The organism is Corynebacterium amycolatum (assembly GCF_016889425.1).
GTDB lineage: Bacteria > Actinomycetota > Actinomycetes > Mycobacteriales > Mycobacteriaceae > Corynebacterium > Corynebacterium amycolatum.
Map to the genome: position 1 here is coordinate 681,429 of NZ_CP069513.1, position 22,874 is coordinate 704,302.

A 22,874-nucleotide genomic window follows, 5' to 3' on the forward strand; every position below is an offset into this window, starting at 1 on the left:
GACAAATGGTGACCAGCCCGGGGCGACTACACCTCACGGCGCTACTCCGGCGGCTGCTGATGCGGACCCACAGGTGCGCAGGACGGCAATGCTGGCAGTGGCGGATCAGGCGATTGCCAAGGAGTCGGAGATTCTCGATTCGCTGGCAGCTGCGTTTAGTGCAGCTGGCCATCGTCTGTACCTTGTGGGCGGTTCTGTGCGCGATGCTCTCTTAGGGCGACTGGGCGTGGATCTCGATTTCACCACCGACGCACGCCCGGAGGTGACGCGCGCGATTCTTGATGACTGGGCGGACATTGTCTGGGATACCGGCATTGAATTTGGCACGCTGTCCGCAGAGCGGCATGGCCGTCAGGTGGAGATCACCACGTTCCGTGCGGATACGTACGACCAGGTCAGTCGCAATCCGGAGGTCACTTTCGGCGACACGCTGGAAGGCGATCTAATCCGCCGTGACTTCCGCTGTAACGCCATCGCCGTTGAACTGCATGGCGACGGCACTCGCACCTTCCTCGACCCGCTCGGAGGTTTCGAGGATCTTGTCGCGGGTGTCTTGGACACCCCGGGGGCGCCGGAGGTCAGCTTTGGCGATGATCCCCTGCGCATGCTGCGTGCCTGCCGCTTCGCATCCCAGCTCGGGTTCGACGTGGCACCGCGCGTACTCAAGGCGTTGAAGGAAATGTCCAGCGAAATTGACCGCATCACGGTTGAGCGCATCTCCACTGAGCTGAACAAGCTCATCCTGGGGGCAGATCCCAGCCGTGGTATCGACCTGATGGTGGAATCGGGGTTGGCCGACCGCGTGCTGCCGGAGATTTCCGATATGCGCATGACGCAGGATGAACACCGCCAGCACAAGGATGTCTATCAACACTCCCTGCAGGTCATGCGGCAGGCCATTGACCAGGAAGAACCCGGTGAACCGGACCTCGTGCTGCGCTGGGCGGCACTGCTGCACGACTGTGGTAAGCCCGCTACCCGCGCCTACAACGAGCAGGGCAATGTCACCTTCTACCAGCACGAGGTCGTCGGTGCGAAGCTGGTGCGTCGCCGCCTGCGCAAGTTGAAGTTTCCGAAGAAGATCAGCCATGAAATCTCCCAGCTGGTCTACTTGCACATGCGCTTCCACGGCTATGGCGAAGGCAAGTGGACGGACTCGGCGGTGCGACGTTATGTCAACGACGCCGGAGATTTGTTGGAACGACTCAACAAAATCGTGCGGGCCGACTGCACGACGAGAAACCGTCGTAAAGCAGCACGCCTCGCACGAGCCTGCGACAACCTGGAAGCGCGAATCAAGGAGCTCGCTGAGCAGGAGGACCTCGCACGCGTCCGCCCCGATCTGGACGGCAACGAAATCATGGAAATTCTGGACCTGAAGCCTGGCAAGGAAGTCGGACAGGCCTGGAATTACCTGAAAGAGCTGCGATTGGAGTCCGGTCCGCTGGAGCGTGAGGATGCTATCTTGGCGCTGAAGAAATGGTGGTACGAGCAGTCCGGTGAGCAGGCTGAAAGCGAAAGTGAGAGCTAATGGCATCGATTAATCCGGAAAATCTCTATGGCGACCGGCTTTTTACCAGCCTCGAGCGCAACGACCCGGCCGCCGGTATGCTGCTGCTCGCAGCACCCGGCATGCTCTCGCCGGAATTCGCTCGTTCGGTGATTTTCCTCATTGAACACGATGAGCACGGCACCCTTGGTGTCGATCTCACGCAGCGTTCGCAGACGCCTGTGCACAATGTGCTCGAGCCCTGGGCGTCACTGATGACTAAGCCGCCGGTGCTCTACGTCGGGGGTCCGGTCAACCAGACGCAGCCAATCTGCATTGGTGTGGTGCGAAATGGCGCTACCCTCCCAGAGGAGACCGACAGTATTACCGGTGCACCGCTGATGGAACGCATCGCCCATAGGTTTGCGCTGGTCAACCTCGGCGCGGAGCCGGAGGATGTACGCGACCGCATCGATGGCGCGCGTATCTTCGCCGGTTACGCGGGCTGGGATCCAGGGCAGCTGGAAGAAGAGCTCGATCGCGGTGATTGGTACGTCGCCCCTGCCCTGCCCTCTGATGTACTCGCGCCTGCTGCCGCTGACATCTGGGGTGATTGCATGCGCCGTCAGCCCTGGCCGCTGCCGCTGTATGGCACCTACCCCGTAGATGTACGTGACAACTAGATGAGTGAGCACATCAATGCCGAAGGAAACAGTGCCGCAACTAGTGACCGCAGCGACATAGCTGCCGGCATTCGGCAGACACTGCCCGTCGGCATGGGTCTCATTCCGCTGGGGCTCGCATTCGGCCTACTCATCGCACAGACTGGCTTAAGTTGGTGGTGGGCACCCATCTTCTCCTTCGTGGTCTACGCGGGGTCGATGGAATTCCTCGCTGTCGGCCTGGTTATGGCCCATACGGGTCTGCTCGGCTGTGCCGTGACCTCGTTTATGGTCAACTTCCGCCACGTCTTCTACGGGCTGACGTTCCCCCGCGACCGGATACAGTCTCGTCTCGGCCGCGCATACTCCACATACGCGCTTACCGACGAGTCGTATGCCATCGTCTCTGCGGCAAATCCGGCTGAAAAGATGTCGGGCCGCCGCCTGCTGACGATTCAGATTCTCTGCCAGTTGCTGTGGGTGGGCTCCGGTATTGTCGGGGCGCTAACCGGTGCAGCATTGCCCGAAGGGATCCGCGGTGCCGAGTTCGCACTGGTGGCGCTCTTTACGGTGCTGGCCATGGACGCGTTTGAGACCTCCAAGGATTGGTCACTGCCCCTGGCCGCTATCGTCTGCACGTTGGTCGGGTGGCTGATTAACCCGAACCAGATGCTGGTCATCGGGTTGTTGATGTACTTCGGCATGCTGCTGTTGCGCGTGTGGTCACCACGAGTAGATCGGGTGATGCGCATGACGTCGTCAAGCAATCAGCGTGTAACGGAGGGAGAGCGAGCATGACCGCGATGCCCGATTCCGGCTATGTGCTAGCCGCGCTCTTTGCGATGGGCGCAGTGACAGTTGCGTTGCGCGCACTGCCGTTTGCGTTCGTGCGGACCCTGAAGGGCTCTCCCCTGTTCGAATTCCTCGGCACGACCATGCCTGTTGGAGTCATGATGGCGCTGGTGGTTTACACCGTCTTTGGACGGTTGGGGCTCAGCGGTGAGGGTGGCGACCCCGGCGCTGCCTGGGCCGTGCCTGTGGCGCTGGTCGTCACCATCTTCCTGCACTGGTGGCGGCGCAACACCGTGATCTCGATATTCGTAGGCACGGCGCTGTATATGGCCCTCGTGAACCTTGTCGCGTGAGGTGCGCTGCGTAAGCGCTGTGTGAGACGGTGCCAGCGGCTAGCGGTCAGTGGCTAGAACTGCGCCGGTACCTGGCCTGTGAAGTTCGGCAGCCCCGGAATCTGCGGCAGCTGCGGGGATTCCGGCAAGTTCAGTAGTTCGCCGAGATTCGGGCTCTCGGACAGATTCGGGACGCCTGGGATGTTGGGCAGGCTCGGGCTGTCGGGCAGACCAGGCAGTGGTGGAGTGCCCACCGTGCCACCGAACGCATTCTGAACATCGCTGGTGTGAGCTTCCTTGGTGCCGTAGGTGTTAGCAGCGACGCTGAAGTCAGGACCAATGGACGCCGAGGCGTGAACGCTCTGACGGTCATCGGACCAACCCCACTTTGTGCCAATAACACCAGGCAGCGTGGCGGTGCCGTAATCCTGACGGTAGCCATCCGCTGCCACAGGTGACGCGGTGCTCATAGCAACCAGCACCGGGTCGGAAGGGTTCTCGCGCTTCTTGGCCTCCAGGAACTTCACGGTGTCAGCGCTGGAAGTCGTGGAATTGCCCCAGTGGCCCGCACCGTGGGTGTTGCTGAGGCCGTACTCACGCGCCGTGGCGTTAATGGAGTCCGGGTAACGGCCGTAGAGCTCGCTGGCAATGTTGTCATCGGAGTAGCGAATCATCTGTGTGGCCTTCGCCTTGTCCGCTTCGGTGCCGTGCTTGAAGACGTAGTCGGCAATGTAGAGCTTGACAATCGACAGCCCCGGACGAGCTTCATTCTCGTTGGCCGTACCGTAGTGAGCGCCGGTCGGGGTGTGGGTAAAGCTGATCTGGGTGCGCCCCGGAGCATCAATAGTGCCCTGTGGAGTCAGTTTCGGCTGCGGAGCCGCAGCGACGTTCCCGGCTGCCAGCGGAAGGCTGGTGACAGCGATGACACCGGTAAGCCCCAGGCGAATCGCGCGAGATGGTCGCGGAGTAAGACGATGACGAGCGTTCATAACAAAAAACCAATCTACACGCGCAGGTGGCCGACGCGCTGCCAAGCTGGATCGTAAGCGGTGTCGACAACGTGCTCTCCGTCGGTCCACGTCTGCGCAACAGCTCGCAGACCCGCCTCCGCATCAGATGCCGGGTCAATAAAGAAGTGCAGCAGAGCCATACCGTCGGACTGCTCAGTTGCGACAAAAATACCCTTGTCCTCAGCGATGGCTTCAGCGGCAGCGGTATTGAACTCGGAGAGGGATTCCTTCGACTCGTCCGTCGGCAAGCCCTTGTCGTCAATGTGAGCGAGCATGAGCTGAATCAGCACATGCTGCGTCATAGTCGGGCTCACCAGCTGCGTAATCGGAGCGCGAGTAGCGACGACGAGCGGCTGGCCGTTGGCTTCGGCATCAATGGTGAGCCACTCCGGGCACTCTTCCGCGAGCTGCTCGACGACACCGCCCAGCTCCGGTAGCGGGATAGCATCTTCCGGCTCCTCGCCAGCGAAGGCGAAACCGCGCAGCCACAGGCCGAAGTCCTCCTCTCCCAGAGCCAGCTGCAGCAGTGTGAAACCTAGCTGAGCTACCAAGCGCTCACCGTCCTCCAACTGAGCAATTGCCGGGAACAGCGGGTGGAATAGGCGAACGTCCACTGCCCCATGACCACTGCTAACAGCCACGCGGGCGTCTGCCGGATCGACCTCGGCGGGAGCATCGGCCTCGAGAGCACCCTGTGCAACCAACGTAGCTGCGACATCCCCCAGCGACAGCTTCATCGCCGGATCCGCCTGGCGGAGGTCGGTGAAAGACCACACCGCGCCGTCGTCAGGCGCGGCCTCCAGCCAACGGCGAGCGACCGGGCGCAGCTCTGGATCGCCGGCAGCGCTCACAGTCAGAAGATGGCGAGAATACGGAGCGCCAGCCTCAAACCCCCAGATGAGCCGGTCATTAATGGCGGCGATGCGCCCGCCGACCTCCTTCTGGACATCAATAATGTCCACATCGGCGGCGTTCGGGGCACCATCGATACCGAGTTGGACACTAAACATAGAGTCGAGCGCATCGGCGCCAAAAGAGTTCCACCACGACCAGAACTCATTGATCGCGGTCTCTTCTGCGGCGCGCTGTTCCGGAGAGAATGGAGCCGGATTCTCGTTAGCCATACTGAATCTCACACTTTCGTTTGCTCGTTTAAAACCGAACCTTATGTTGTGCGCCCCAGTATATGTGCCAAGCCGGATTCGCCCCTCGGTTCCATGCCCTAGACCGCGTTAAGCGGGTTGTGGCTCCGGCTCAGCTTCTGCTTCCTTGCCCCAGCGAGCGGCGTAGACCGCACAGATCATCAGCTGAATCTGGTGGAAAATCATCAGCGGCAAAATGTAGAGGCTGGCATCGGCACCGAAGATAACGGCGGCCATTGGCAGGCCAGTGGCCAGGGACTTCTTCGAACCGCAGAACTGAATGGCAATGCGGTCCTTGCGGTCGAAGCCCATCTTCTTTGCGACGAAACCGGACAGCCGCAAAACGAATTCCACCAGCACTACCGAGAGCACACAGAGGATGACGATGTCGCCGGCCGGCACCTTCGACCAAATGCCCTGCACCATGCCCTCGGAGAACGCGGCATAGACAACCAGTGCGATGGAAAGTCGGTCAACGTTCTTAGTCGTCTTCGCGGCGGCAAACTTCAGGGTCCAACGGCGAGTGAGCTGGCCGATTGCGAACGGCAGCAGCAACTGCAGCGAAATATCCAAGAACACCGACGAATCCACATGAACGCCGCCACCAGTGGCCATCAACAGCATCACGAGCACCGGTGTGACGACGATGCCCAGCAGGTTAGAAGCCGAGGCACTGACGATTGCGCCGGCGACATTGCCCTTGGCGATGGAGGTGAAGTTCACACTCGACTGCACCGTTGACGGGGCCAGCGTCATGTACAGAATGCCCAGGTAGAGGCCAGGAGAGAGAAACCAATCCAGGGGTTTCATCAGCAGGCCGAGGATTGGGAACAGCACGAATGTGAAAGCCAGAATGGTTATGTGCAGCCGCCAATGCTTAACGCCGGCCAACGCATCCTGCGGACTCAAACGCGCACCATAGAGGAAGAACAAGAAGCCGATGGCGATCTTCGTTGCCCAGCTGAAAACCTCAGCGGTAGTGCCGCTTGCAGGAAAAAAAATCGCCAGTATCGCTGCAGCAACGATACCGACGATGAGGGGATCTGGACGCCAACTCACAATTCGTTGCCACATGGACAAATAGTTTAGTGGGCAACCAGAAGTTGTCTTACTATTTTGCAGAAGCTTTTCTCTGCAATAATTTTTTACTTCTTCTGCTCAGCTGCCTTGCGCAGCGCATCCTTGTCCACAGGCTTGAAAGCGGCATTCGCGGATGAGCCCTTGTCCGTGCACAGTCCTTCCAGGCCACAGGAGCTGCAGCCACCGGAGACACCGCAGTCTGCTGCTGGGTTGTCGGAGCAGCAGGCATCATCAGCTGCAGTGTCGGCGGCATCAGTGGTGGCGGAGCCACAGCCACAGCCGCTGTCACCGTCACCGCACCCACAACCGGAGCCGGACTCCGCGGAGACCTTGGCGTCGTAAAGCGCGATGGTGTGCGAGCCGATCGCCGCACCAACGCCGAGCATGGCGATACCGGCGAGCAGAGCGACGGCGTACCACAGCCACATCCAACCAGAGGCCTCCGGGCGGATGGCGAGGAAGGCGAGCATGGCGGCGCCGAGGAAAGCGACGGCGGACACAGCCCACGGCGGCCCGGCAACGCGGTGCGTAATATCCCAGTTTTCCTGGGACTTTCGAGCCTCGGGCGCACGAATTCCAATCCAGTTATTACCCGGCAGCTTCGCCGACCATGCCAAACCAGCGACAACGGCTATGCAAACAGCCAGAACCAGGGTAATTACAGGGATGACAATCATGCTTCCAATTTATATAGGTGGTTGGGCACGTGCCAAACGCACCTATTAGACTGTGAGACCATGACCAACAGCGAAAAGTCCTCGTCCTCGGCAGAAGCCACTGAATACCGCTACTCCCCCGAGCTGGCGACTCAGCTAGAGGGAAAGTGGCAGGCGTATTGGAAAGATAACGGCACCTTCTACGCCCCCAACCCGGTGGGCGATTTGGCAGCTGCCGACGGCTCGACTCCGCCGAAAGACAAGCTTTTCGTCCAGGACATGTTCCCGTACCCGTCAGGCGTCGGTCTGCACGTAGGCCACCCACTGGGTTACATCGCCACCGACGTCTTCGCGCGCTTCCACCGTATGCAGGGCGCAAACGTGCTGCACACCCTGGGCTACGACGCCTTCGGTCTGCCGGCGGAGCAGTTCGCAATCCAGACCGGTACGCACCCGCGCGTGACGACGGAAGCGAATATCGCCAACATGGAGCGCCAGCTGGGCCGCCTGGGGCTTGGCCATGACCGCCGTCGTGTTTTCGCGACCACTGACCAGGACTACTACAAGTGGACGCAGTGGATTTTCCTGCAGATTTACAACGCCTGGTTCGATGAGGATCAAAAGAAGGCCCGTCGTATCGATGAGCTGATTCCGCTGTTGGAGTCCGGCGAGATGGCTACCAAGGACGGTCGCGTCTACGCTGAGCTCAGCGAGGCTGAGCAGCGCGAAGCTGTGGATGAGTTCCGCTTGGTCTACCAGTCGAATTCGATGGTCAACTGGTGCCCGGGCCTCGGCACTGTGCTGTCCAACGAGGAAGTGACCGCCGAAGGTCGTTCGGAGCGCGGTAACTTCCCGGTGTTCCGCAAGCGGCTGGGCCAGTGGATGATGCGCATCACCGCTTACGCCGACCGCCTGGTCGATGATCTGGAGCTGCTGGACTGGCCGGACAAGGTCAAGTCCATGCAGCGTAACTGGATCGGTCGCTCCCGCGGTGCTGAGGTCGACTTCGCAGCTGAGGTCGGCCCGAAGGTCTCCACCAAGATCAGGGTCTTCACCACTCGCCCGGACACTCTCTTCGGAGCCTCCTACATGGTGCTCGCTCCTGAGCACGAGCTGGTGGATCAGCTGGTCGAAGCCGGCAGCGGTTCCTACGAGGGTGTGGATGAGCGCTGGACCTTCGGCAAGGAAACCCCAGCTGAGGCCGTCGCCGTTTACCGCGCCGCAATTGCCTCCAAGTCCGACCTGGAACGCCAGGAGAACAAGGAGAAAACCGGCGTCTTCCTGGGTGCTTACGCCACCAACCCGGTCAGCGGCGAACAGGTGCCGGTATTCATTTCCGACTACGTCCTGATTGGCTACGGCACCGGTGCCATCATGGCTGTCCCGGCCCACGATGAGCGCGACTACGAGTTCGCCACTGCCTTCGGTCTGCCAATCCGCGAGGTCGTTGAAGGCGGTGACATTGCAAAGGAGGCGTACGTCGGTAACGGTACGTGCGTGAACTCCGCCAATGACTCCGGCCTGGACATCAATGGCCTGGACAAGGACACCGCCATCGCCACCGTCATTGAGTGGTTGGAGAAGGAAGGTACTGGCCACGAGAAGGTCCAGTACAAGCTGCGCGACTGGCTGTTCGCCCGCCAGCGCTACTGGGGCGAGCCCTTCCCCATCGTCTACGACGAGGACGGTCACGCCCACGCACTGCCCGAGTCCATGCTTCCGGTCGAGCTCCCGGAGGTCGAGGACTACAAGCCGGTCACATTCGACCCGGACGATGCCGACACCGAGCCAAAGGCCCCACTGGACAAGGCCACTGACTGGGTCAACGTCGAGCTCGACCTCGGAGACGGCAAGAAGAAGTACCGCCGAGACACCAACGTCATGCCGAACTGGGCAGGTTCCTCCTGGTACCAGCTGCGCTACATCGACCCGAACAACGCTGAAAAGTTCGTTGACCTGGAAAACGAGCGCTACTGGACCGGCCCCCGTCCGGAGACGCACGGCAAGGACGATCCAGGCGGCGTCGACCTCTACGTCGGCGGCGTCGAGCACGCGGTGCTGCACCTGCTCTACTCCCGCTTCTGGCACAAGGTCCTCTTCGACCTCGGCTACGTGACCTCCAAGGAGCCGTACCGCCGTCTGTTCAACCAGGGCTACATTCAGGCCTACGCCTACACCGATGCTCGTGGTGTCTACCAGCCGGCGGATCAGGTAGTTGAGCGCGATGGTAAGTTCTTCATTCCAGGTGGCGCCGAAGACGGCTCTGACCTGGAGGTTTTCCAGGAGTACGGCAAGATGGGCAAGTCTCTGAAGAACGCCGTCTCCCCCGACGAGGTCTGCGACAACTACGGCGCCGACACCTTGCGCGTCTACGAAATGGCCATGGGCCCACTCGACACTTCCCGCCCGTGGGCGACGAAGGACCTGGTCGGCTCGCAGCGCTTCCTCCAGCGCGCTTGGCGTCTGGTGGTCAATGAGGACTCCGGTGAGCTCGCCGTCACGGACGCAGCGCTTTCCGACGACGACCTCAAGGCGCTCAACCGCACCGTGGAAGGGGTTACCTCTGACTACGCAGAACTGCGTGACAACACGGCCGTCGCAAAGCTCATTGAGTACGTCAACTACCTGACCAAGACCTACGGATCGGCCGGTGCACCGCGCGCCGCTGTGGAGCCGCTGGCTCTCATGCTGGGCCCGGTGGCACCGCACATCGCGGAGGAAATGTGGAGCCGCCTCGGCCACTCCGAGTCCCTGGCGCACGGTCCGTGGCCGGCAGTTGACGAGAAGTGGCTGGTCGATGACACCGTTGAGCTGCCAGTTCAGATCAACGGCAAGGTCCGTGCCCGCATTGACGTGGCTACCGATGCTTCCCGCGAGGATATCGAGGCCGTCGCGCGTGCCGACGAAAAGGTTGTCGCAGCGGTGGAGAGCGCCGGTGGCAATATCGTGAAGGTCATTGTCGTTCCGGGCAAGATGGTCAACCTGGTTGTGAAGAAGTAGCCAGGGAGGCCAGTGCGTACAAGAAAGTGTCTGGGGTTATGGCAGTTTAAGGCCTAAAATCGGCTCAAATTTGCCATAAGCCCAGACACTTTCTCGCTTGAGGCGTTCTCGCAAAAACCTCAAGAGGGTGGCGTCGAGGCTGGCCGCCTCTTACCCCTACTTAACGCCCAGAATCAGGACGCCGAATGTGGAGAGCATCCACATCAAAGTGAAGGGCATGAGCACCCAGCACATGGCGAGCCACGGGCGCCAGTTGCGGAAGTTCTTCCACTCCACGTAGGTCTGCCAGAAACCAAAAAGGCAGCCAACCAGGGAGATTACGCCTGGAACAACGGGAAAAAGAATCTCCCACGTGCGGGAGCAGAGGAAGCTGGACTTATCCGCATCACAGGTGGGGCCACCGACAATCGCGCCAGCGATGCCGATAATGAGGCCCGCGAGCAGCGTAGTAAGAATCACACCCGCGGTGTAGATGTAGGCGCGCCTGCCGGAATACATCTTGCGCTCAAGCTCGTCGAAGATTTCATCCTCGCTGCGCTCCGGTTTACTGTGCCCCGGTGCGTTATCCACCATCTGCTCCCCTCGCCTCTAAATCCCTTCTGATGTGCTTGCCATACTAGGCCGGAGTAATCAGCATTGGCACCGGGCTGTGGCGAACGATGTGGTTAGTCGACGATCCGATGAAGATTCGTCCGAATGGGCCAAGAGTAGACGAACCCAAAACGAGCAAGTCCCCCTTCTTCCATTTGATGGACTGAATGGCCTCTTCCCAACCGTTGCCGGAGGCCACGTCCGCATCGATGGACAGATCTGGGTAACGGGTATGCGCGCGGTCGGTACCGCGGTCGAGCAGCCCCATCGCCTGCTCGCGCCACTCAATCATCAGGTCCGAGGAGGGGCCGTAGCCGTTCTCCGTCGGGTACATGGTCGCACCGCGGGGCGTAAACGAGACCAGACGCAGGGGAACTTCCCAACGGTGTGCCAGGTCAGCAGCCTTATTCAATGCGTGGTGCGACTGCGGAGTGTCAATGTAACAAATGCTGACACGGGTCACACCATGCTTAGAAAGTTTCGCGCCGGGGATAGCCAGCCCCAGTGGAGTTGGCGAGTAGTGCAGCAGCGCATCCGAAGTCGACCCCGCGGTAAAGCGACTGCGGTTCTTGGCGGCCCAGTCCTTGGTATTGCTTCGGCGCGTGCCAAGCAGAACCATATCAGCTTCGAATTCTTCGGCCTCGTTGCAGATAGTTGTAGATTCGCTGGAGGATTCGATGATCCGCACGGCATCGTCGTCAAGCATGCCCTTGCGCAGGCCAGCGAGCTTTAGCTCATCCTTGATGATTTTTTCAAGAGACTCGGTTTCGTGGGCAACCCAGGAGTCATTGGTGCTCAGCCGAGCCAGTGAGGTCAGCGGCCAGCCGCGCGACAGTGCGCTGACGATGCGAATCTGCACCTTCGTGGTGCGAGCTAACCAAGCGGCGTAAGCAAGCGTTTCGGTGCCGTACTCGCCTGGACGCCACGCAATCATGATACGAAGCGGGCGGGAAGCCATCGCTAATCCTCCTGTGATTACTCAGAAATATCCAAGTGGTGCTTCTGGGTAATAGCCTACGTGGATAGGCGGGCATATATAAAACGGCACTGATGACGTGTAAAAGCTATGTACCCTGCCTGTGGGCTTAAAGAGGGCAGGGCTAAGCTGAAAAAGAGACTAGACGCTTGGGTTTGTCTTTGGATGCTCCGGGTAGTTTTCGAGAATCTTGGACAGAATCGTCTCAAGACCAGCGCCAAATTCCAGCTCTTCCTGGGTCAGCGTGCTGAACATTTCAGCCATCTGCTGATTGCGCTCTTCAGAAACACGGTGCAGTTCTTCACGGCCACGGTCGGTCAGTTCAACGCGGACGCCACGGCGGTCTTTGCTGTCGCGGACGCGCTCCACCATGCCGGCGACCTCCAAGTGGTGCACGGCGTTGGAGGCGGTGGGCATGCGGATGGCCTCGGCCTCAGCCAACTGGCTGATACGGCAGGCGCCCAGTGCCTCCAGGGTCATCATGATGGACAGCTGCGCACGACTGAGCTGGGACTCCGAGGAGCGGCGGCTGTAGAGCAGCTCAGCGCGAGTCAGGAGAGGGCGAATGCGCTTAGCGAGCGACAGAGGAGTAACGGCATTAGGATTGCCAATCGAGCCCGAAGATAATGTCATAGCGACGATGTTATATGCGAACAGCGCTAGTTGCCAATACGAAATTTATTTGGGGTGCTATTTATTTTTCTACAACTGGTGATTTCGGCAATGAAATCATTAGGAATCCTCCATCGATCATCTAAAACCCCAGTACAAAGCATTAAACCTATCTGCGTATAAGGTTTTTTCGGCGCTGGCAGAAACCCCCTAAAGTGTCACTTCTTCTGTACTTAGAACGTTGGCTTGGAGGTAGCCATCCGGCTACTCTCGCGAATACTTTCGGCTTGCGATATATCTCGCGAATCAATCCTCTCGGATGTATTGCTGTCAGCTTTACGACGACTGCAGCGCACGCATCCATGGCAGGGACGAGGTGGGCGCAGCAGCGAGTAGGGCGAGGAGGGCGTGGAAGGAAACGGGGAGGATAGGGGATAGAGGAGCACAAAAGCGCCAGCGGCTACTGCATGGGTAACCGGCTGGCGCTTTTCAAGGAACATGCTCTCGGAGCTGCTCGCTTGTACTTTTGAGTGCTTGTACCTTTTAGTCTTCGCCCTTAATAAATGCTTCGAGCTGTGCTCGCGCAACATCGTCGGCAAGCTGCTTCGGCGGGGACTTCATCAGGTAGGAAGAAGCGGCGTAAACCGGGCCGCCGATGCCGCGATCCTTGGCGATTTTGGCCGCGCGAACAGCATCGATGATGATGCCGGCGGAGTTCGGGGAGTCCCAGACCTCGAGCTTGTACTCAAGGTTCAGCGGCACCTCGCCGAAGGCCTTGCCCTCGAGTCGGACGTAGGCCCACTTGCGGTCATCCAGCCAGTCCACCCAGTCCGACGGGCCGATGTGGACGTTGCGGTCATCGATCTTGCCGGCCAGCGGACCGGTGAGGTTGGAGGTGACAGCCTGGGTCTTGGAGATCTTCTTGGACTCGAGGCGGTCGCGCTCGAGCATGTTCTTGAAGTCCATGTTGCCGCCGACGTTGAGCTGCAGGGTGCGCTCGAGGCGAACACCGCGGTCTTCAAACAGCTTGGCCATGACGCGGTGGGTGATGGTTGCGCCGACCTGGCTCTTGATATCGTCGCCGACAATCGGAACGCCCGCGTCTTCGAACTTCTTGGCCCACTCCGGGTCGGATGCGATGAAGACCGGCAGGGCGTTGACGAAGGCCACACCAGCGTCAATGGCACACTGTGCGTAGAACTTGTCGGCCTGCTCGGAACCGACCGGCAGGTAGGAGACCAGGACATCGACCTTGGCGTCCTTCAGCGCCTGAACTACGTCGACCGGTTCAGCCGGGGATTCGTCGATGGTGTCCGCGTAGTACTTGCCAACGCCGTCCAGGGTCGGGCCGCGCTGAACCTCAACGCCGAGAGTCGGGACATCGGCAATCTTGATGGTGCAGTTTTCGGAGGAAACAATGGCCTCGGAGAGGTCCTTGCCGACCTTCTTGTCGTCAACGTCGAAAGCTGCGACGAACTCGACATCGGAGACGTGGTAGTCGCCGAAGACGACGTGCATGAGGCCAGGAATGGTCTCATCGGGCTTTGCATCGCGGTAGAACTCGACACCCTGCACCAGGGAAGAGGCGCAGTTGCCGACGCCGACGATAGCGACGCGAATTGAACTCATTTAGTAATTCTCCTTGAAACTATGTGCTCGGAGGCTTTGACCTCGCGCCGGGAACTCACACCGGGAACTCGCATCAAGACCTAGCATCAGAACCCCGCACCAGGACCTTGCGCCAGCGGTGCGGCCGTGAGTGGGCGCGCGCATTGAGGTAACGAGCGTGACGTTATACCTTTATGCGTTTTTTGCCGATGCCCGAACCGTGAGGGGGCATGTGTTTACCGATAAAGCGGGGGTGAAACCAGCCCGCACGAGCCTGCTAATCTGTCTTCGTGATGACATGGCAGGGCGAGATTGATCACTCCTTGCTCAAGAAGCAGTTATTGGAGCAGTGGCGTGTAGGGGAGATTTCACGGAAATCACTCTGTGATGCCGATGCTCGGCTGGTCGCTGCCGCGCGTTTTCACGGCAGAAAGTCCCAGGAAGAGTGCCCAGTATGTCGCAAATTCCATCTCCGACTCGTATTCTGGGTGTTCGGAGAAAACTTGGGCCGTCGTTCCGGCTCTGCTTGTACTGAAAACGAATTATCCGCAATAGTTAATGAATATGGTTCGTGCACCGTCAAAGAAGTTGAGGTGTGCCCCGACTGCAAGTGGAGTTTCCTGACCCGGACACTTCAGGCAGCTCGAGAAGAGTCAGAAAACTAGGGAGAGCACCCGTGAGCAATGATCGACCCGATAGCCCAGGCGGTCCTAACAGCCCTCACGAGGGCCAGGGTTCTAATTCATCAGACGAGTGGTGGGATCAGCCGGATGCTGATTCCTTCAATACGCACGCACGCTCCGATGACGCATCGCTTGACGACGATTCCAGCGACAGCATTGATGCTGTTTCGGTCGGTGGCAATGACGAGGGTCTGGCCACCGATTCAGAGATGACGTCGGCAAGCGAGCTGGACCCGGCGAAGGGGCAGTACGCCCCAGATGACCATGAACCAGATGACCATGAAGAGGAAAGCTCGATGGCACAGGAAGAACAGCCGACTGATAATAAGCGGCGAATTTTAGCGTGGCTCGGTCTAGCCGTGGCGTTGGTCGTGCTGTTGCCGGTAGTTGTGTTCGGTGTTGCTTATGCGACAACGGACGTGCCGGAGCCAGAGGAGTTGGCCAATAGCCAGATTGCGGTGATTTATGACCGTACTGGTGAAAAGGAAATCACGCGCATCGTCCCCGAGGGCGGTAACCGAAGCAACATCACAATCGACAAGGTGCCGGATGCTGTACGCAATGCAGTGCTGGCAGCCGAGGATCGTGATTTCTATACCAACCCGGGTTTCTCCCTGACCGGTTATGGCCGTGCGGCTCTGGGAGTCGTGACTGGTAATTCCAGTGCCGGTGGCGGATCGACCATTACGCAGCAGTACGTCAAGAATGCTGTGGTGGGCAATGAGCGCACGCTGACCCGTAAGGCCAAGGAATTGGTGATGTCGGCGAAGATGGCGCGGGAGTGGACTAAGGACGAAATCCTTGAGGCCTACCTCAACACGATTTACTTTGGTCGTAACGCATACGGTATCGCGGCAGCGTCGAAGGCCTACTTCGGTAAGGAAGTCGGTGAGCTGAATGCCGAAGAGGGTGCTGTGCTGGCGGCCTCGATTCAGCGTCCATCCGCACTGGATCCGTGGACTAACCGTCCAGAGGCGGAGCAGCGTTGGAACTACGTCCTCGATGGCCTGGTGGAGATGAACATCGTCTCGCCGCAGGACCGCGCGGGAATGCAGTACCCGGAGACCATCGATCCGGCGTTGGCGCCGAAGCAGGCTCCGGAGCCCGGCCCGGCTGCCATGATTAAGAATCAGGTGCTGGCTGAGTTGGAGCGCGAGGGAATCTCCGAGCAGGAGGTCAACACTGGCGGCCTTCGCATTACGACGACCATTGACCCGACGGTGCAGCAGGCTGCCCTGGATGCGATGGAGAACTACGTCGACCAGTCAACAGGTCTGCGCGCCGCCATCGTCTCGGTGGAGCCGAAGACCGGTGCTGTCCGCGCCTACTACGGTGGCGATGATCCGACTGGTTGGGACTACGCGAACAGCGGTCTGCAGACCGGTTCTACTTTCAAGATCTTTGCGCTGGCAGCAGCGCTTGATCAGGGCATTCCTCTGACCGCGCAGTACTCTTCGGCACCTGTCCAGTCCGGTAACGCTACTCTGTACAACTCCGGTGGCGCCGGCGGTGGTGTTCTCCCGATTTACGAGTCCCTGAAGCAGTCGCTGAACACCCCGTTTATTCGCCTGCAGCGTGACCTGAAGAATGGCCCGGATGACACCGCCAAGATGGCTCATCGCCTGGGTGTGGCCGAGTCGATCCCGGGTATTGAAAAGACTCTGATGGATGACAATGGCCACTCGCAGGACGGCATCACCCTGGGTCAGTACCTCTCACGTCCGCTGGATATGGCTGTTGGTCTGGCTACGCTGACTAATGACGGCGTCTACCAGCAGACGCACTTCGTAGAGAAGGTCGAAAACTCCAAGGGTGAGATCGTTTACGAGTCCAATGCCGACAAGGGTGACCGTCGAGTCTCTAAGGCAGTGGCCACCAACGTGATATCAGCCATGGAGCCCATTGCGGGCTACAGTAACAAGCCTTTGGGCGGTGGTCGCCCGTCGGCTGCCAAGACCGGTACTACGCAGTTGGGTGACACCGGCCAGAACAAGGATGCGTGGATGATTGGTTCGACCCCGCAGCTGTCGACCGCAGTATGGGTTGGCAACGTCGATGGTTCGGCGCTCTACAACTCCTACGGTGGAGTCATGTATGGTGCCCAAACCCCGGGTGATTTGTGGAAGTACACCATGGATAACGCACTGGCTAACGAGGACTTTGAGTACTTCACTAAGCCGGAACCAATCGGCGGTGTCGCAGGTGCACCGCAGTACCAGGCGCCGTCGACCTCTGACTCTAACTATGGCCAGGACTATGCCCCGGAGACCACCGAACAGGAGTCATCCGAGGAGTCGACCCCTGAGTCCTCCAATGAGCAGCCTGCACCACTTCCGCTTCCGGGCGGCGACGGCGGCGGTGGTGGCGGTGGCGGAATCGCTGACCTGCTGCCCATCCCGCTTCCAGGGGGCGGTGGTCTCGGTGGTGGCAATGAAGGCGGCGGAGACCCTGGTAACTCTGGGGGTGGACAGTAAGTGGATACGTGGGTGATTTTCACCATCGTCTGCGTCGCGATTGGCTTCCTGATGTTCGGCACGGCTTTTTGGGGCTTCATGCAGAAGTGGAAAACAGCAATCATTTGGGTTCTGTGTCTGGCAGCTTTCCTGTTCGCGACAGTCATTCCGGTGATTATTGCGTTGGCGCATGCTTCCTCGACAGCAATGTAGGACGCAGGCCTGATAGTTAGTTGTTAGAGCGCTAACTGCCCACCAAGCACGCGACAACTTCACAATTTAAAGAGACGCACGCAGTAGCTCTGTGTGCGTCTCTTTGAATTCGGCGCCCCGACGCCGCTTGCCAGTACTGCTTGCCGACGGCGCCTGCGATTAGGACATATACCTCTGCCTGCGGTACCCTGGCAGGGTTGCTTGACGCAACGATCCTCCTGCTGCATAGCGGCTGGCATGAAAGATAGTGCCAGCGCACCACGCTGTGTAGCCGAAATACAAGAACTAGACCATAGGAGGTGATGAGGTCCGTGCGTCACTACGAAGTAATGATTATTATCGATCCGTCTCAGGATGAGCGCACCGTAGGCCCGTCCCTGGAGAAGTACCTCGACGTTGTCCGCAAGGAGAACGGCAAGGTGGAGAAGGTGGACATCTGGGGTAAGCGCCACCTCGCCTACCCGATCGAGAAGAAGGAAGACGGCATCTACGTTGTCGTCGACCTCACCTGCGAGTCCGCAACCGTGCTGGAACTCGACCGTCGTCTGAATCTGAACGACAGCATCCTGCGCACCAAGGTGCTGCGGGTTGATCGTTAATCTGCGTCATATTTGCGTATCCAGAGTGCTCGAATGGGGCACACCGGTAATGCGAAAGCCGTAGGATAGCGGGCGAAAGCCCCATCATCAGCTCGACAGAATACAACCGAGGAGAAGAAGCATGGCTCAGGGAGACGTACAAATCACAGTGGTTGGCAACCTGGTTGCTGACCCGGAGCTTAAGTACACCCAGAACGGCACCGCCGTGGCGAATTTCCGCGTCGCGTCGACTCCGCGGGTGTACCGAGATGGCCAGTGGGTTGACGGCGAGGGCATGTTCCTCACCTGCAGCCTGTGGCGTGAGGCAGCGGAGAACGCTGTCGAAAGTCTCTCCAAGGGCATGCGTGTCATCGTCCAGGGTCGTCTGCGCCAGCGCAGCTACGAGACCCGCGAGGGCGAGCGTCGTACCGTCTTTGAGGTTGAGGTCGATGAGGTGGGTCCGTCCCTGAAGTTCGCTCGAGCTCAGGTCACGCGCACTCCACGCAACGGCGGTGGAAACTTTGGCGGCGGTAACCGCGGCCAAGGTGGAAATGCCGGTGGTGGTTTCGGCGGTGGCTTTGGTGGAAACCAAGGCAACCAGGGTGGACAGAGTGATCGCGGTTTTGGTGGCGGAGCTCCTGCGGAAGATCCGTGGAACTCAGCTCCTCCGGCCGGTGGCGGCTTCGGCGGCGATGAGCCTCCGTTCTAAGCTCCTTCCAGCCACGGCACTACGTGACTAGTTTGCAGCAGATTTAGCATCCACAATTCTCATAATCTTTTAAAGACATATCCAGCGAAAGGCAGGGATCATGAAGCTGATCCTCACCGCCGACGTTGACAAGCTCGGTGTCGCAGGCGACATCGTTGAGGTCAAGGCCGGCTACGGACGTAACTACCTGCTTCCTCGCGGACTGGCAATTGTTGCCACCCGCGGCGCAGAAAAGCAGATCGAGGGCATTCGTCGTGCCCAGGAGGCTCGCGCTATCCGCGACCTCGACCATGCACGTGAAGTCAAGCAGAAGATTGATTCGCTCGACAACGTCTCCGTTGCTGTGAAGGCTTCGGAAAATGGCAAGCTGTTCGGTTCCGTCACCAAGGGTGACATCGCCGATGCAGTTCGTAAGGCTTCCGGTCAGGCTATCGACAAGCGCGCAGTCGTGCTTGCTCCGAGCCAGATCAAGTCCCTTGGTAAGCACACCGTTGACATCGCGCTGCACCCGCAGATTACCGCGCATGTTTCCGTACAGGTCGTCGCCGCGTAAGTTCGCGGTTTAAAGTTTTTACTTTGACGGCGGCCGACGAGCGCCGCGCCTAAGGATGTGCGCGGGCTCTGAGGCCCAATGACAACAGCACACGTGAAGCTCTGATCTTTCGTAGTGAAAGGTCGGGGCTTTTCGTGGTTTAAGGCTGGCTTAAAGCCTTTTACGCAGGTGCTGGAAAGAGCATCTACGACTTGTCCACAGGCTAACGATGATTGTTGTGGATAAACCTGTGGGTAACTTGCCTGGCTGCCGTGGATAACTTTTCTGGAGAACGCGAGATTTTTATTAATTCATCGTTAATAATCTCCGCATGAGCAGCATCGATGCTAAAAGGGCAACAGAGGATTACATTTGTGCAGGATTAAGGCAAATATGTACTGACCTGCGTAGATAGAATATTTTCGGGTTGAAACTCCGCTACCCCCGTTAACATTCAAGCGGCGGTTTAGGGTTACGGACCGTTCACCTGGACTTTTCTTGATTGTGCACATGTTCTCCCCAGGCCTATCCACAGGTGCTGTGGATAACTTCGGGGATAAACGCCGTAGAAGATTGTTTTCTGGGGCCTTCAAGGGTACTTTTACAGGTCCGTCAATCCGCTCGAACAGGTATAACTGCGGTAGGTAGTCAGGTGTCCAGTGCTGGCGGTCGGAACAGACATATTGAATGTGACGGTCAGTCAGCAACAGGGTTGAAAAGGCACCTAAGTGGTCCAGAAGGGGAGGAGCTGCTCACGATGAGTCAGCCTGTAGGTGATGGTGGTCATTCAGGAGCAGGGGACGAGGCGTCGTCCTACTCGGTAAGTTCCCACGATGATTCTTTCGATGACGTTCCGCTGCCCCCGGAACCGCCGGTAGAGGATGCTCCACCGGAGGAGTATTCTTTCTCGCAGAGCTCGGGCAACGGATCGTCGGCAAGCGGATCTGGGGCGCGGGACTGGGAGCGAGACCGTGGTCGTGGCGCTCGTGCGAGTGCGGTCGCTGGCGCGACTTTTGAGCGCACGCCGCCGCACAATATCGAGGCGGAGCAGAGTGTGCTCGGCGCGATGCTGCTGAACTCAGAGGTCGTTGCGGATGTGTACGAGCAGCTGACACCGGAGGATTTTTACCGACCGGCGCACCAGACGATTTACTCGGCGATTTTGCACCTCTACGGTGAGTCCTCGGAAATTGACCCCATTTTGCTGGCAGGTCGTCTGGATCGAACTGGAGACCTGGAGCGCATCGGTGGTCCGCTGTACCTGCACACCTTGGCCTCCCTGGTGCCAACGGCGGCGAATGCGCAGTTCTATGCCCGCATTGTTGCGGAGAAGGCGACAATCCGTCGCCTGGTAGAGGCCGGCACGAAGATCGCCCAGATCGGCTATGCGGGCGCGGAGGACACGGAGCCGGAGCAGCTGGTGGATGAGGCGCAGCAGCTCATCTTCAGTGTTGGACGTGAGAACACGAAGAATGACTACGTTCCCATCGCCGATGTCCTGGATGACACGCTGGAGGAACTGGATCTTATTACCCAAAACGGCGGTCTGGCGCAGGGTGTGCCGACGGGGATTACCAACCTGGACAAGCTGACAAACGGTCTTCACCCAGGTCAGATGGTGATTATTGCGGCTCGCCCGGGTGTGGGTAAGTCCACGCTGGCGATGGACTTCATGCGTTCGGCCTCGATTCGCAACGGCATGACCAGCGCAATTTTCTCGTTGGAGATGTCGCGCAATGAAATCATGATGCGCATCATGTCCGCAGAGGCGAAGATCAACATGGCATCTTTGCGCTCCGGTGACCTGGATGAGCGGGACTGGACCAAGTTGGTCGAGGTCGGCGACAAGATCCGCGATGCTCCGCTGTTTATTGATGACTCGCCGAACCTGACCATGATGGAGATTCGCGCGAAGGCACGTCAGCTGAAGCAGAAGCACGATCTGAAGATGATCGTGGTCGACTACCTGCAGCTGATGAGCTCGGGTAAAAAAGTCGAGTCCAGACAGCAAGAGGTCTCGGAGTTCTCCCGTCAGCTCAAGTTGTTGGCGAAGGAACTCGAGGTACCGCTGATTGCAATTTCGCAGCTGAACCGTGGTCCGGAAGCTCGCACGGATAAGAAGCCACAGGTCTCGGACCTGCGTGAGTCGGGCTCACTGGAGCAGGATGCCGATATCGTCATGCTGATTTACCGGCCGGACTCGCAGGAGGCTGACCATGAACGTGCTGGTGAGGCGGATATTATCGTCGCAAAGCACCGTGGTGGACCGACCGGAAGCATTGCTGTGGCCCACCAGCTGCACTACTCCAGGTTCGCCAACCTGGCGGAGGAGCCCAGCGGTTCTCTCTAGGTTCCTGGCCTAGCCACCCAGAATTAGTGCAATCCGGGTGGCTAGGTAAGGTGAGTGACAGTCAATGGGGCGAGTTTTCGTGTGTTGACGGTTTTGAAGGTTTTGAGGGTTACGCGGAGTCGTCGGGAAGCGGGGAAGCACTATGTCACCAACTGCCGCTCCCGCGGCAGCGGAAGCCAAAGCTAAAAGGCATAAGAGTGCGCCGAAACAGCGCGTCGGCTGGGTAGATGCGGCCAAGGGGCTGTGCATTCTATTGGTTGTGCTTGGCCATGCCATCACAGAGCTGCAAGCGCACGGTTACTACACGGCGCAGTGGGCGGGGATTAACTTCTTCCTCGGACCAATCCGTATGCCGCTGTTTTTCCTGCTATCTGGTCTGTTCGCCGGCAAGGCACTCAAGGAGTCGTGGCATAAGTTGGCCAATCGCCGAATCTGGGTGATGGTCTATCTCTACGTGATTTGGGTTCCACTGCGTGACTTCGTGCTTTTCCTCATGCCATATACGCACGTGGATGCCGATGGCATCGTGTCTCCGCCGTCGATTGCGGACCGCGGCGCGTGGGGGCCGCGGATTTACAACACGCTTCACGCGGTCATCGAGCCAACTTCTTACCTGTGGTTCCTGTGGGCGCTGGCGCTATTTGCAATTCTCACACGAGCATTCCGCTGGGTACATCCGGTGATTCAGCTCATCGTTTCAGGCCTCATTAGTGCATGGGCGCCTTTTGCCTCATCCAGCTGGTCGTGGGACTTTGTCAGCAAGATGCTGTTCTTCTACGTGCTGGGCATGTACGGTGCGCCCTGGATCTTCCGGATGGCACAGCGTCGCAGCGGCCTCTCACTGCTAGTGACGCTGACGGCGTTCCTGTCGGTGGCAATCTGGGTGCAGGCGACCTACGCGAGCTTTAACGAAGGCAACGTCGGCTTCACCCACGTGTACCTGTCCACCACTGGCGCACTGGCTGCAATCAATGTTATGGCGATGCTGCAGAACACTCGCCTAGTTGTGCCCTTTGAAAAGATTGGCGGCCGAACGCTGCCTATCTTCCTCATGCACATTCCAATGTTGGTTGTGGTCATGATTATTTGCGACCTCATCCTGCCGAAGGACCCACACTTGGTCATCATGACGCCGCTGGTGGCCATCATCGCGGCGATGCTGTGTCTCGGTCTGCACAGGTTGCTGCTTGCCATCGGTGCCGGATGGCTCTTCGTCCGTCCTGCTTGGGTAGTGCGCATGACTACGCCGGGACAGCGTGCTCTTCAGCGCAGCCAGAATCTTCCCTCCCAGCCTGAAGGCGAGGCTCTGCGTCAACCAAAGAGCGAACCTGCTTCCTAATTCAGCTCAACAAGGCGGTAGCGTGGAACCGAGAGCCGATCAGGCGGCAGAAGTGACACAGAGAATA

The 22,874-nt window shown here is 59.0% G+C and carries 21 protein-coding genes; 13 read left to right on the top strand and 8 right to left on the bottom strand.

Features of this window, described 5'->3' with window-relative positions; genetic code table 11:
* The first annotated feature begins 88 nt into the window (after positions 1 to 88).
* The 4 genes from I6J19_RS03055 to I6J19_RS03070 are packed head-to-tail and all read left to right on the top strand — an operon-like array spanning position 89 to position 3,296.
* On the top strand, positions 89 to 1,531 hold the full coding sequence (locus tag I6J19_RS03055) for a CCA tRNA nucleotidyltransferase (RefSeq protein WP_038627072.1): 1,443 nt from the start codon (positions 89 to 91) through the stop codon (positions 1,529 to 1,531).
* Positions 1,531 to 2,172 carry a YqgE/AlgH family protein gene (locus I6J19_RS03060; protein WP_038627070.1) on the top strand — a complete coding sequence of 214 codons (642 nt, stop codon included), beginning with the start codon at positions 1,531 to 1,533 and terminating at the stop codon, positions 2,170 to 2,172. Before I6J19_RS03055 ends, I6J19_RS03060 begins: the two co-directional genes overlap by 1 nt.
* Complete coding sequence (locus I6J19_RS03065) at positions 2,173 to 2,949, top strand: AzlC family ABC transporter permease (protein WP_052155556.1); 777 nt, start codon at positions 2,173 to 2,175, stop codon at positions 2,947 to 2,949. It begins immediately after the preceding gene.
* The gene (locus tag I6J19_RS03070) at positions 2,946 to 3,296 is read left to right on the top strand and encodes a branched-chain amino acid transporter permease (RefSeq protein WP_038627068.1); all 351 of its coding nucleotides are present in this window, start codon (positions 2,946 to 2,948) and stop codon (positions 3,294 to 3,296) included. Before I6J19_RS03065 ends, I6J19_RS03070 begins: the two co-directional genes overlap by 4 nt.
* A 53-nt stretch (positions 3,297 to 3,349) precedes the next feature.
* Here I6J19_RS03070 and I6J19_RS03075 read toward each other — a convergent pair whose 3' ends face one another.
* From I6J19_RS03075 to I6J19_RS03090, 4 genes are all read right to left on the bottom strand, one after another.
* The gene (locus I6J19_RS03075) at positions 3,350 to 4,264 is read right to left on the bottom strand and encodes a hypothetical protein (protein WP_235191279.1); all 915 of its coding nucleotides are present in this window, start codon (positions 4,262 to 4,264) and stop codon (positions 3,350 to 3,352) included.
* A 14-nt stretch (positions 4,265 to 4,278) separates the two neighbouring features.
* Positions 4,279 to 5,409 carry a DUF695 domain-containing protein gene (locus I6J19_RS03080; RefSeq protein ID WP_016421714.1) on the bottom strand — a complete coding sequence of 377 codons (1,131 nt, stop codon included), beginning with the start codon at positions 5,407 to 5,409 and terminating at the stop codon, positions 4,279 to 4,281.
* A gap of 108 nt (positions 5,410 to 5,517) precedes the next feature.
* Complete coding sequence (locus I6J19_RS03085; RefSeq protein ID WP_038627067.1) at positions 5,518 to 6,501, bottom strand: bile acid:sodium symporter family protein; 984 nt, start codon at positions 6,499 to 6,501, stop codon at positions 5,518 to 5,520.
* Positions 6,502 to 6,572: 71 nt separating this feature from the next.
* Positions 6,573 to 7,184 carry an SdpI family protein gene (locus tag I6J19_RS03090; RefSeq protein ID WP_038627065.1) on the bottom strand — a complete coding sequence of 204 codons (612 nt, stop codon included), beginning with the start codon at positions 7,182 to 7,184 and terminating at the stop codon, positions 6,573 to 6,575.
* 60 nt (positions 7,185 to 7,244) lie between these two features.
* Between I6J19_RS03090 and leuS the strand changes: the two genes are divergently transcribed.
* Positions 7,245 to 10,163 carry a leucine--tRNA ligase gene (leuS, locus tag I6J19_RS03095; RefSeq protein ID WP_038627063.1) on the top strand — a complete coding sequence of 973 codons (2,919 nt, stop codon included), beginning with the start codon at positions 7,245 to 7,247 and terminating at the stop codon, positions 10,161 to 10,163.
* Positions 10,164 to 10,319: 156 nt separating this feature from the next.
* Here the strand turns inward: leuS and I6J19_RS03100 are convergent, their stop codons facing one another.
* The 4 genes from I6J19_RS03100 to I6J19_RS03115 form a co-directional block, all read right to left on the bottom strand.
* Positions 10,320 to 10,736, bottom strand: a complete 417-nt coding sequence (locus tag I6J19_RS03100; protein WP_038627061.1) for a hypothetical protein — start codon at positions 10,734 to 10,736, stop codon at positions 10,320 to 10,322.
* Between the two features lie 43 nt (positions 10,737 to 10,779).
* On the bottom strand, positions 10,780 to 11,712 hold the full coding sequence (locus I6J19_RS03105; RefSeq protein ID WP_038627059.1) for a universal stress protein: 933 nt from the start codon (positions 11,710 to 11,712) through the stop codon (positions 10,780 to 10,782).
* Positions 11,713 to 11,871: 159 nt separating this feature from the next.
* A complete protein-coding gene (locus tag I6J19_RS03110) occupies positions 11,872 to 12,363 on the bottom strand; it encodes a MarR family winged helix-turn-helix transcriptional regulator (protein WP_038627058.1) in 492 nt (163 codons plus the stop codon).
* A gap of 522 nt (positions 12,364 to 12,885) precedes the next feature.
* The gene (locus tag I6J19_RS03115; RefSeq protein ID WP_016421706.1) at positions 12,886 to 13,971 is read right to left on the bottom strand and encodes an inositol-3-phosphate synthase; all 1,086 of its coding nucleotides are present in this window, start codon (positions 13,969 to 13,971) and stop codon (positions 12,886 to 12,888) included.
* A gap of 272 nt (positions 13,972 to 14,243) precedes the next feature.
* Here I6J19_RS03115 and I6J19_RS11030 point away from each other — a divergent pair, with 272 nt between their 5' ends.
* From I6J19_RS11030 to I6J19_RS03155, 8 genes are all read left to right on the top strand, one after another.
* The gene (locus I6J19_RS11030) at positions 14,244 to 14,615 is read left to right on the top strand and encodes a DUF5318 family protein (protein WP_224786660.1); all 372 of its coding nucleotides are present in this window, start codon (positions 14,244 to 14,246) and stop codon (positions 14,613 to 14,615) included.
* Between the two features lie 11 nt (positions 14,616 to 14,626).
* Positions 14,627 to 17,107 (top strand): transglycosylase domain-containing protein, encoded by a 2,481-nt coding sequence (locus tag I6J19_RS03125; RefSeq protein ID WP_038627056.1) that lies wholly within the window; start codon positions 14,627 to 14,629, stop codon positions 17,105 to 17,107.
* Entirely contained in the window at positions 17,108 to 17,299 is a 192-nt protein-coding gene (locus tag I6J19_RS03130; protein WP_049181968.1) for a hypothetical protein, read from the top strand.
* A gap of 311 nt (positions 17,300 to 17,610) precedes the next feature.
* Positions 17,611 to 17,898, top strand: a complete 288-nt coding sequence (gene rpsF, locus I6J19_RS03135; protein ID WP_005511978.1) for a 30S ribosomal protein S6 — start codon at positions 17,611 to 17,613, stop codon at positions 17,896 to 17,898.
* A gap of 121 nt (positions 17,899 to 18,019) precedes the next feature.
* Entirely contained in the window at positions 18,020 to 18,586 is a 567-nt protein-coding gene (locus I6J19_RS03140; RefSeq protein WP_005511984.1) for a single-stranded DNA-binding protein, read from the top strand.
* A 100-nt stretch (positions 18,587 to 18,686) separates the two neighbouring features.
* A complete protein-coding gene (gene rplI, locus I6J19_RS03145) occupies positions 18,687 to 19,139 on the top strand; it encodes a 50S ribosomal protein L9 (RefSeq protein WP_005511982.1) in 453 nt (150 codons plus the stop codon).
* 736 nt (positions 19,140 to 19,875) lie between these two features.
* Positions 19,876 to 21,468 (top strand): replicative DNA helicase, encoded by a 1,593-nt coding sequence (gene dnaB / locus I6J19_RS03150; RefSeq protein ID WP_038627052.1) that lies wholly within the window; start codon positions 19,876 to 19,878, stop codon positions 21,466 to 21,468.
* 142 nt (positions 21,469 to 21,610) lie between these two features.
* Entirely contained in the window at positions 21,611 to 22,807 is a 1,197-nt protein-coding gene (locus I6J19_RS03155; RefSeq protein ID WP_038627050.1) for an acyltransferase family protein, read from the top strand.
* Positions 22,808 to 22,874 lie beyond the last annotated feature (67 nt).

Coding starts and splice junctions, on each gene's coding strand:
- I6J19_RS03055 (WP_038627072.1), top strand. CDS start 89: ATGCTGGCAGTGGCGGATCAGGCGATTGCCAAGGAGTCGGAGATTCTC.
- I6J19_RS03060 (WP_038627070.1), top strand. CDS start 1,531: ATGGCATCGATTAATCCGGAAAATCTCTATGGCGACCGGCTTTTTACC.
- I6J19_RS03065 (WP_052155556.1), top strand. CDS start 2,173: ATGAGTGAGCACATCAATGCCGAAGGAAACAGTGCCGCAACTAGTGAC.
- I6J19_RS03070 (WP_038627068.1), top strand. CDS start 2,946: ATGACCGCGATGCCCGATTCCGGCTATGTGCTAGCCGCGCTCTTTGCG.
- I6J19_RS03075 (WP_235191279.1), bottom strand. CDS start 4,264: ATGAACGCTCGTCATCGTCTTACTCCGCGACCATCTCGCGCGATTCGC.
- I6J19_RS03080 (WP_016421714.1), bottom strand. CDS start 5,409: ATGGCTAACGAGAATCCGGCTCCATTCTCTCCGGAACAGCGCGCCGCA.
- I6J19_RS03085 (WP_038627067.1), bottom strand. CDS start 6,501: ATGTGGCAACGAATTGTGAGTTGGCGTCCAGATCCCCTCATCGTCGGT.
- I6J19_RS03090 (WP_038627065.1), bottom strand. CDS start 7,184: ATGATTGTCATCCCTGTAATTACCCTGGTTCTGGCTGTTTGCATAGCC.
- leuS (WP_038627063.1), top strand. CDS start 7,245: ATGACCAACAGCGAAAAGTCCTCGTCCTCGGCAGAAGCCACTGAATAC.
- I6J19_RS03100 (WP_038627061.1), bottom strand. CDS start 10,736: ATGGTGGATAACGCACCGGGGCACAGTAAACCGGAGCGCAGCGAGGAT.
- I6J19_RS03105 (WP_038627059.1), bottom strand. CDS start 11,712: ATGGCTTCCCGCCCGCTTCGTATCATGATTGCGTGGCGTCCAGGCGAG.
- I6J19_RS03110 (WP_038627058.1), bottom strand. CDS start 12,363: ATGACATTATCTTCGGGCTCGATTGGCAATCCTAATGCCGTTACTCCT.
- I6J19_RS03115 (WP_016421706.1), bottom strand. CDS start 13,971: ATGAGTTCAATTCGCGTCGCTATCGTCGGCGTCGGCAACTGCGCCTCT.
- I6J19_RS11030 (WP_224786660.1), top strand. CDS start 14,244: ATGACATGGCAGGGCGAGATTGATCACTCCTTGCTCAAGAAGCAGTTA.
- I6J19_RS03140 (WP_005511984.1), top strand. CDS start 18,020: ATGGCTCAGGGAGACGTACAAATCACAGTGGTTGGCAACCTGGTTGCT.
- rplI (WP_005511982.1), top strand. CDS start 18,687: ATGAAGCTGATCCTCACCGCCGACGTTGACAAGCTCGGTGTCGCAGGC.
- dnaB (WP_038627052.1), top strand. CDS start 19,876: ATGAGTCAGCCTGTAGGTGATGGTGGTCATTCAGGAGCAGGGGACGAG.
- I6J19_RS03155 (WP_038627050.1), top strand. CDS start 21,611: ATGTCACCAACTGCCGCTCCCGCGGCAGCGGAAGCCAAAGCTAAAAGG.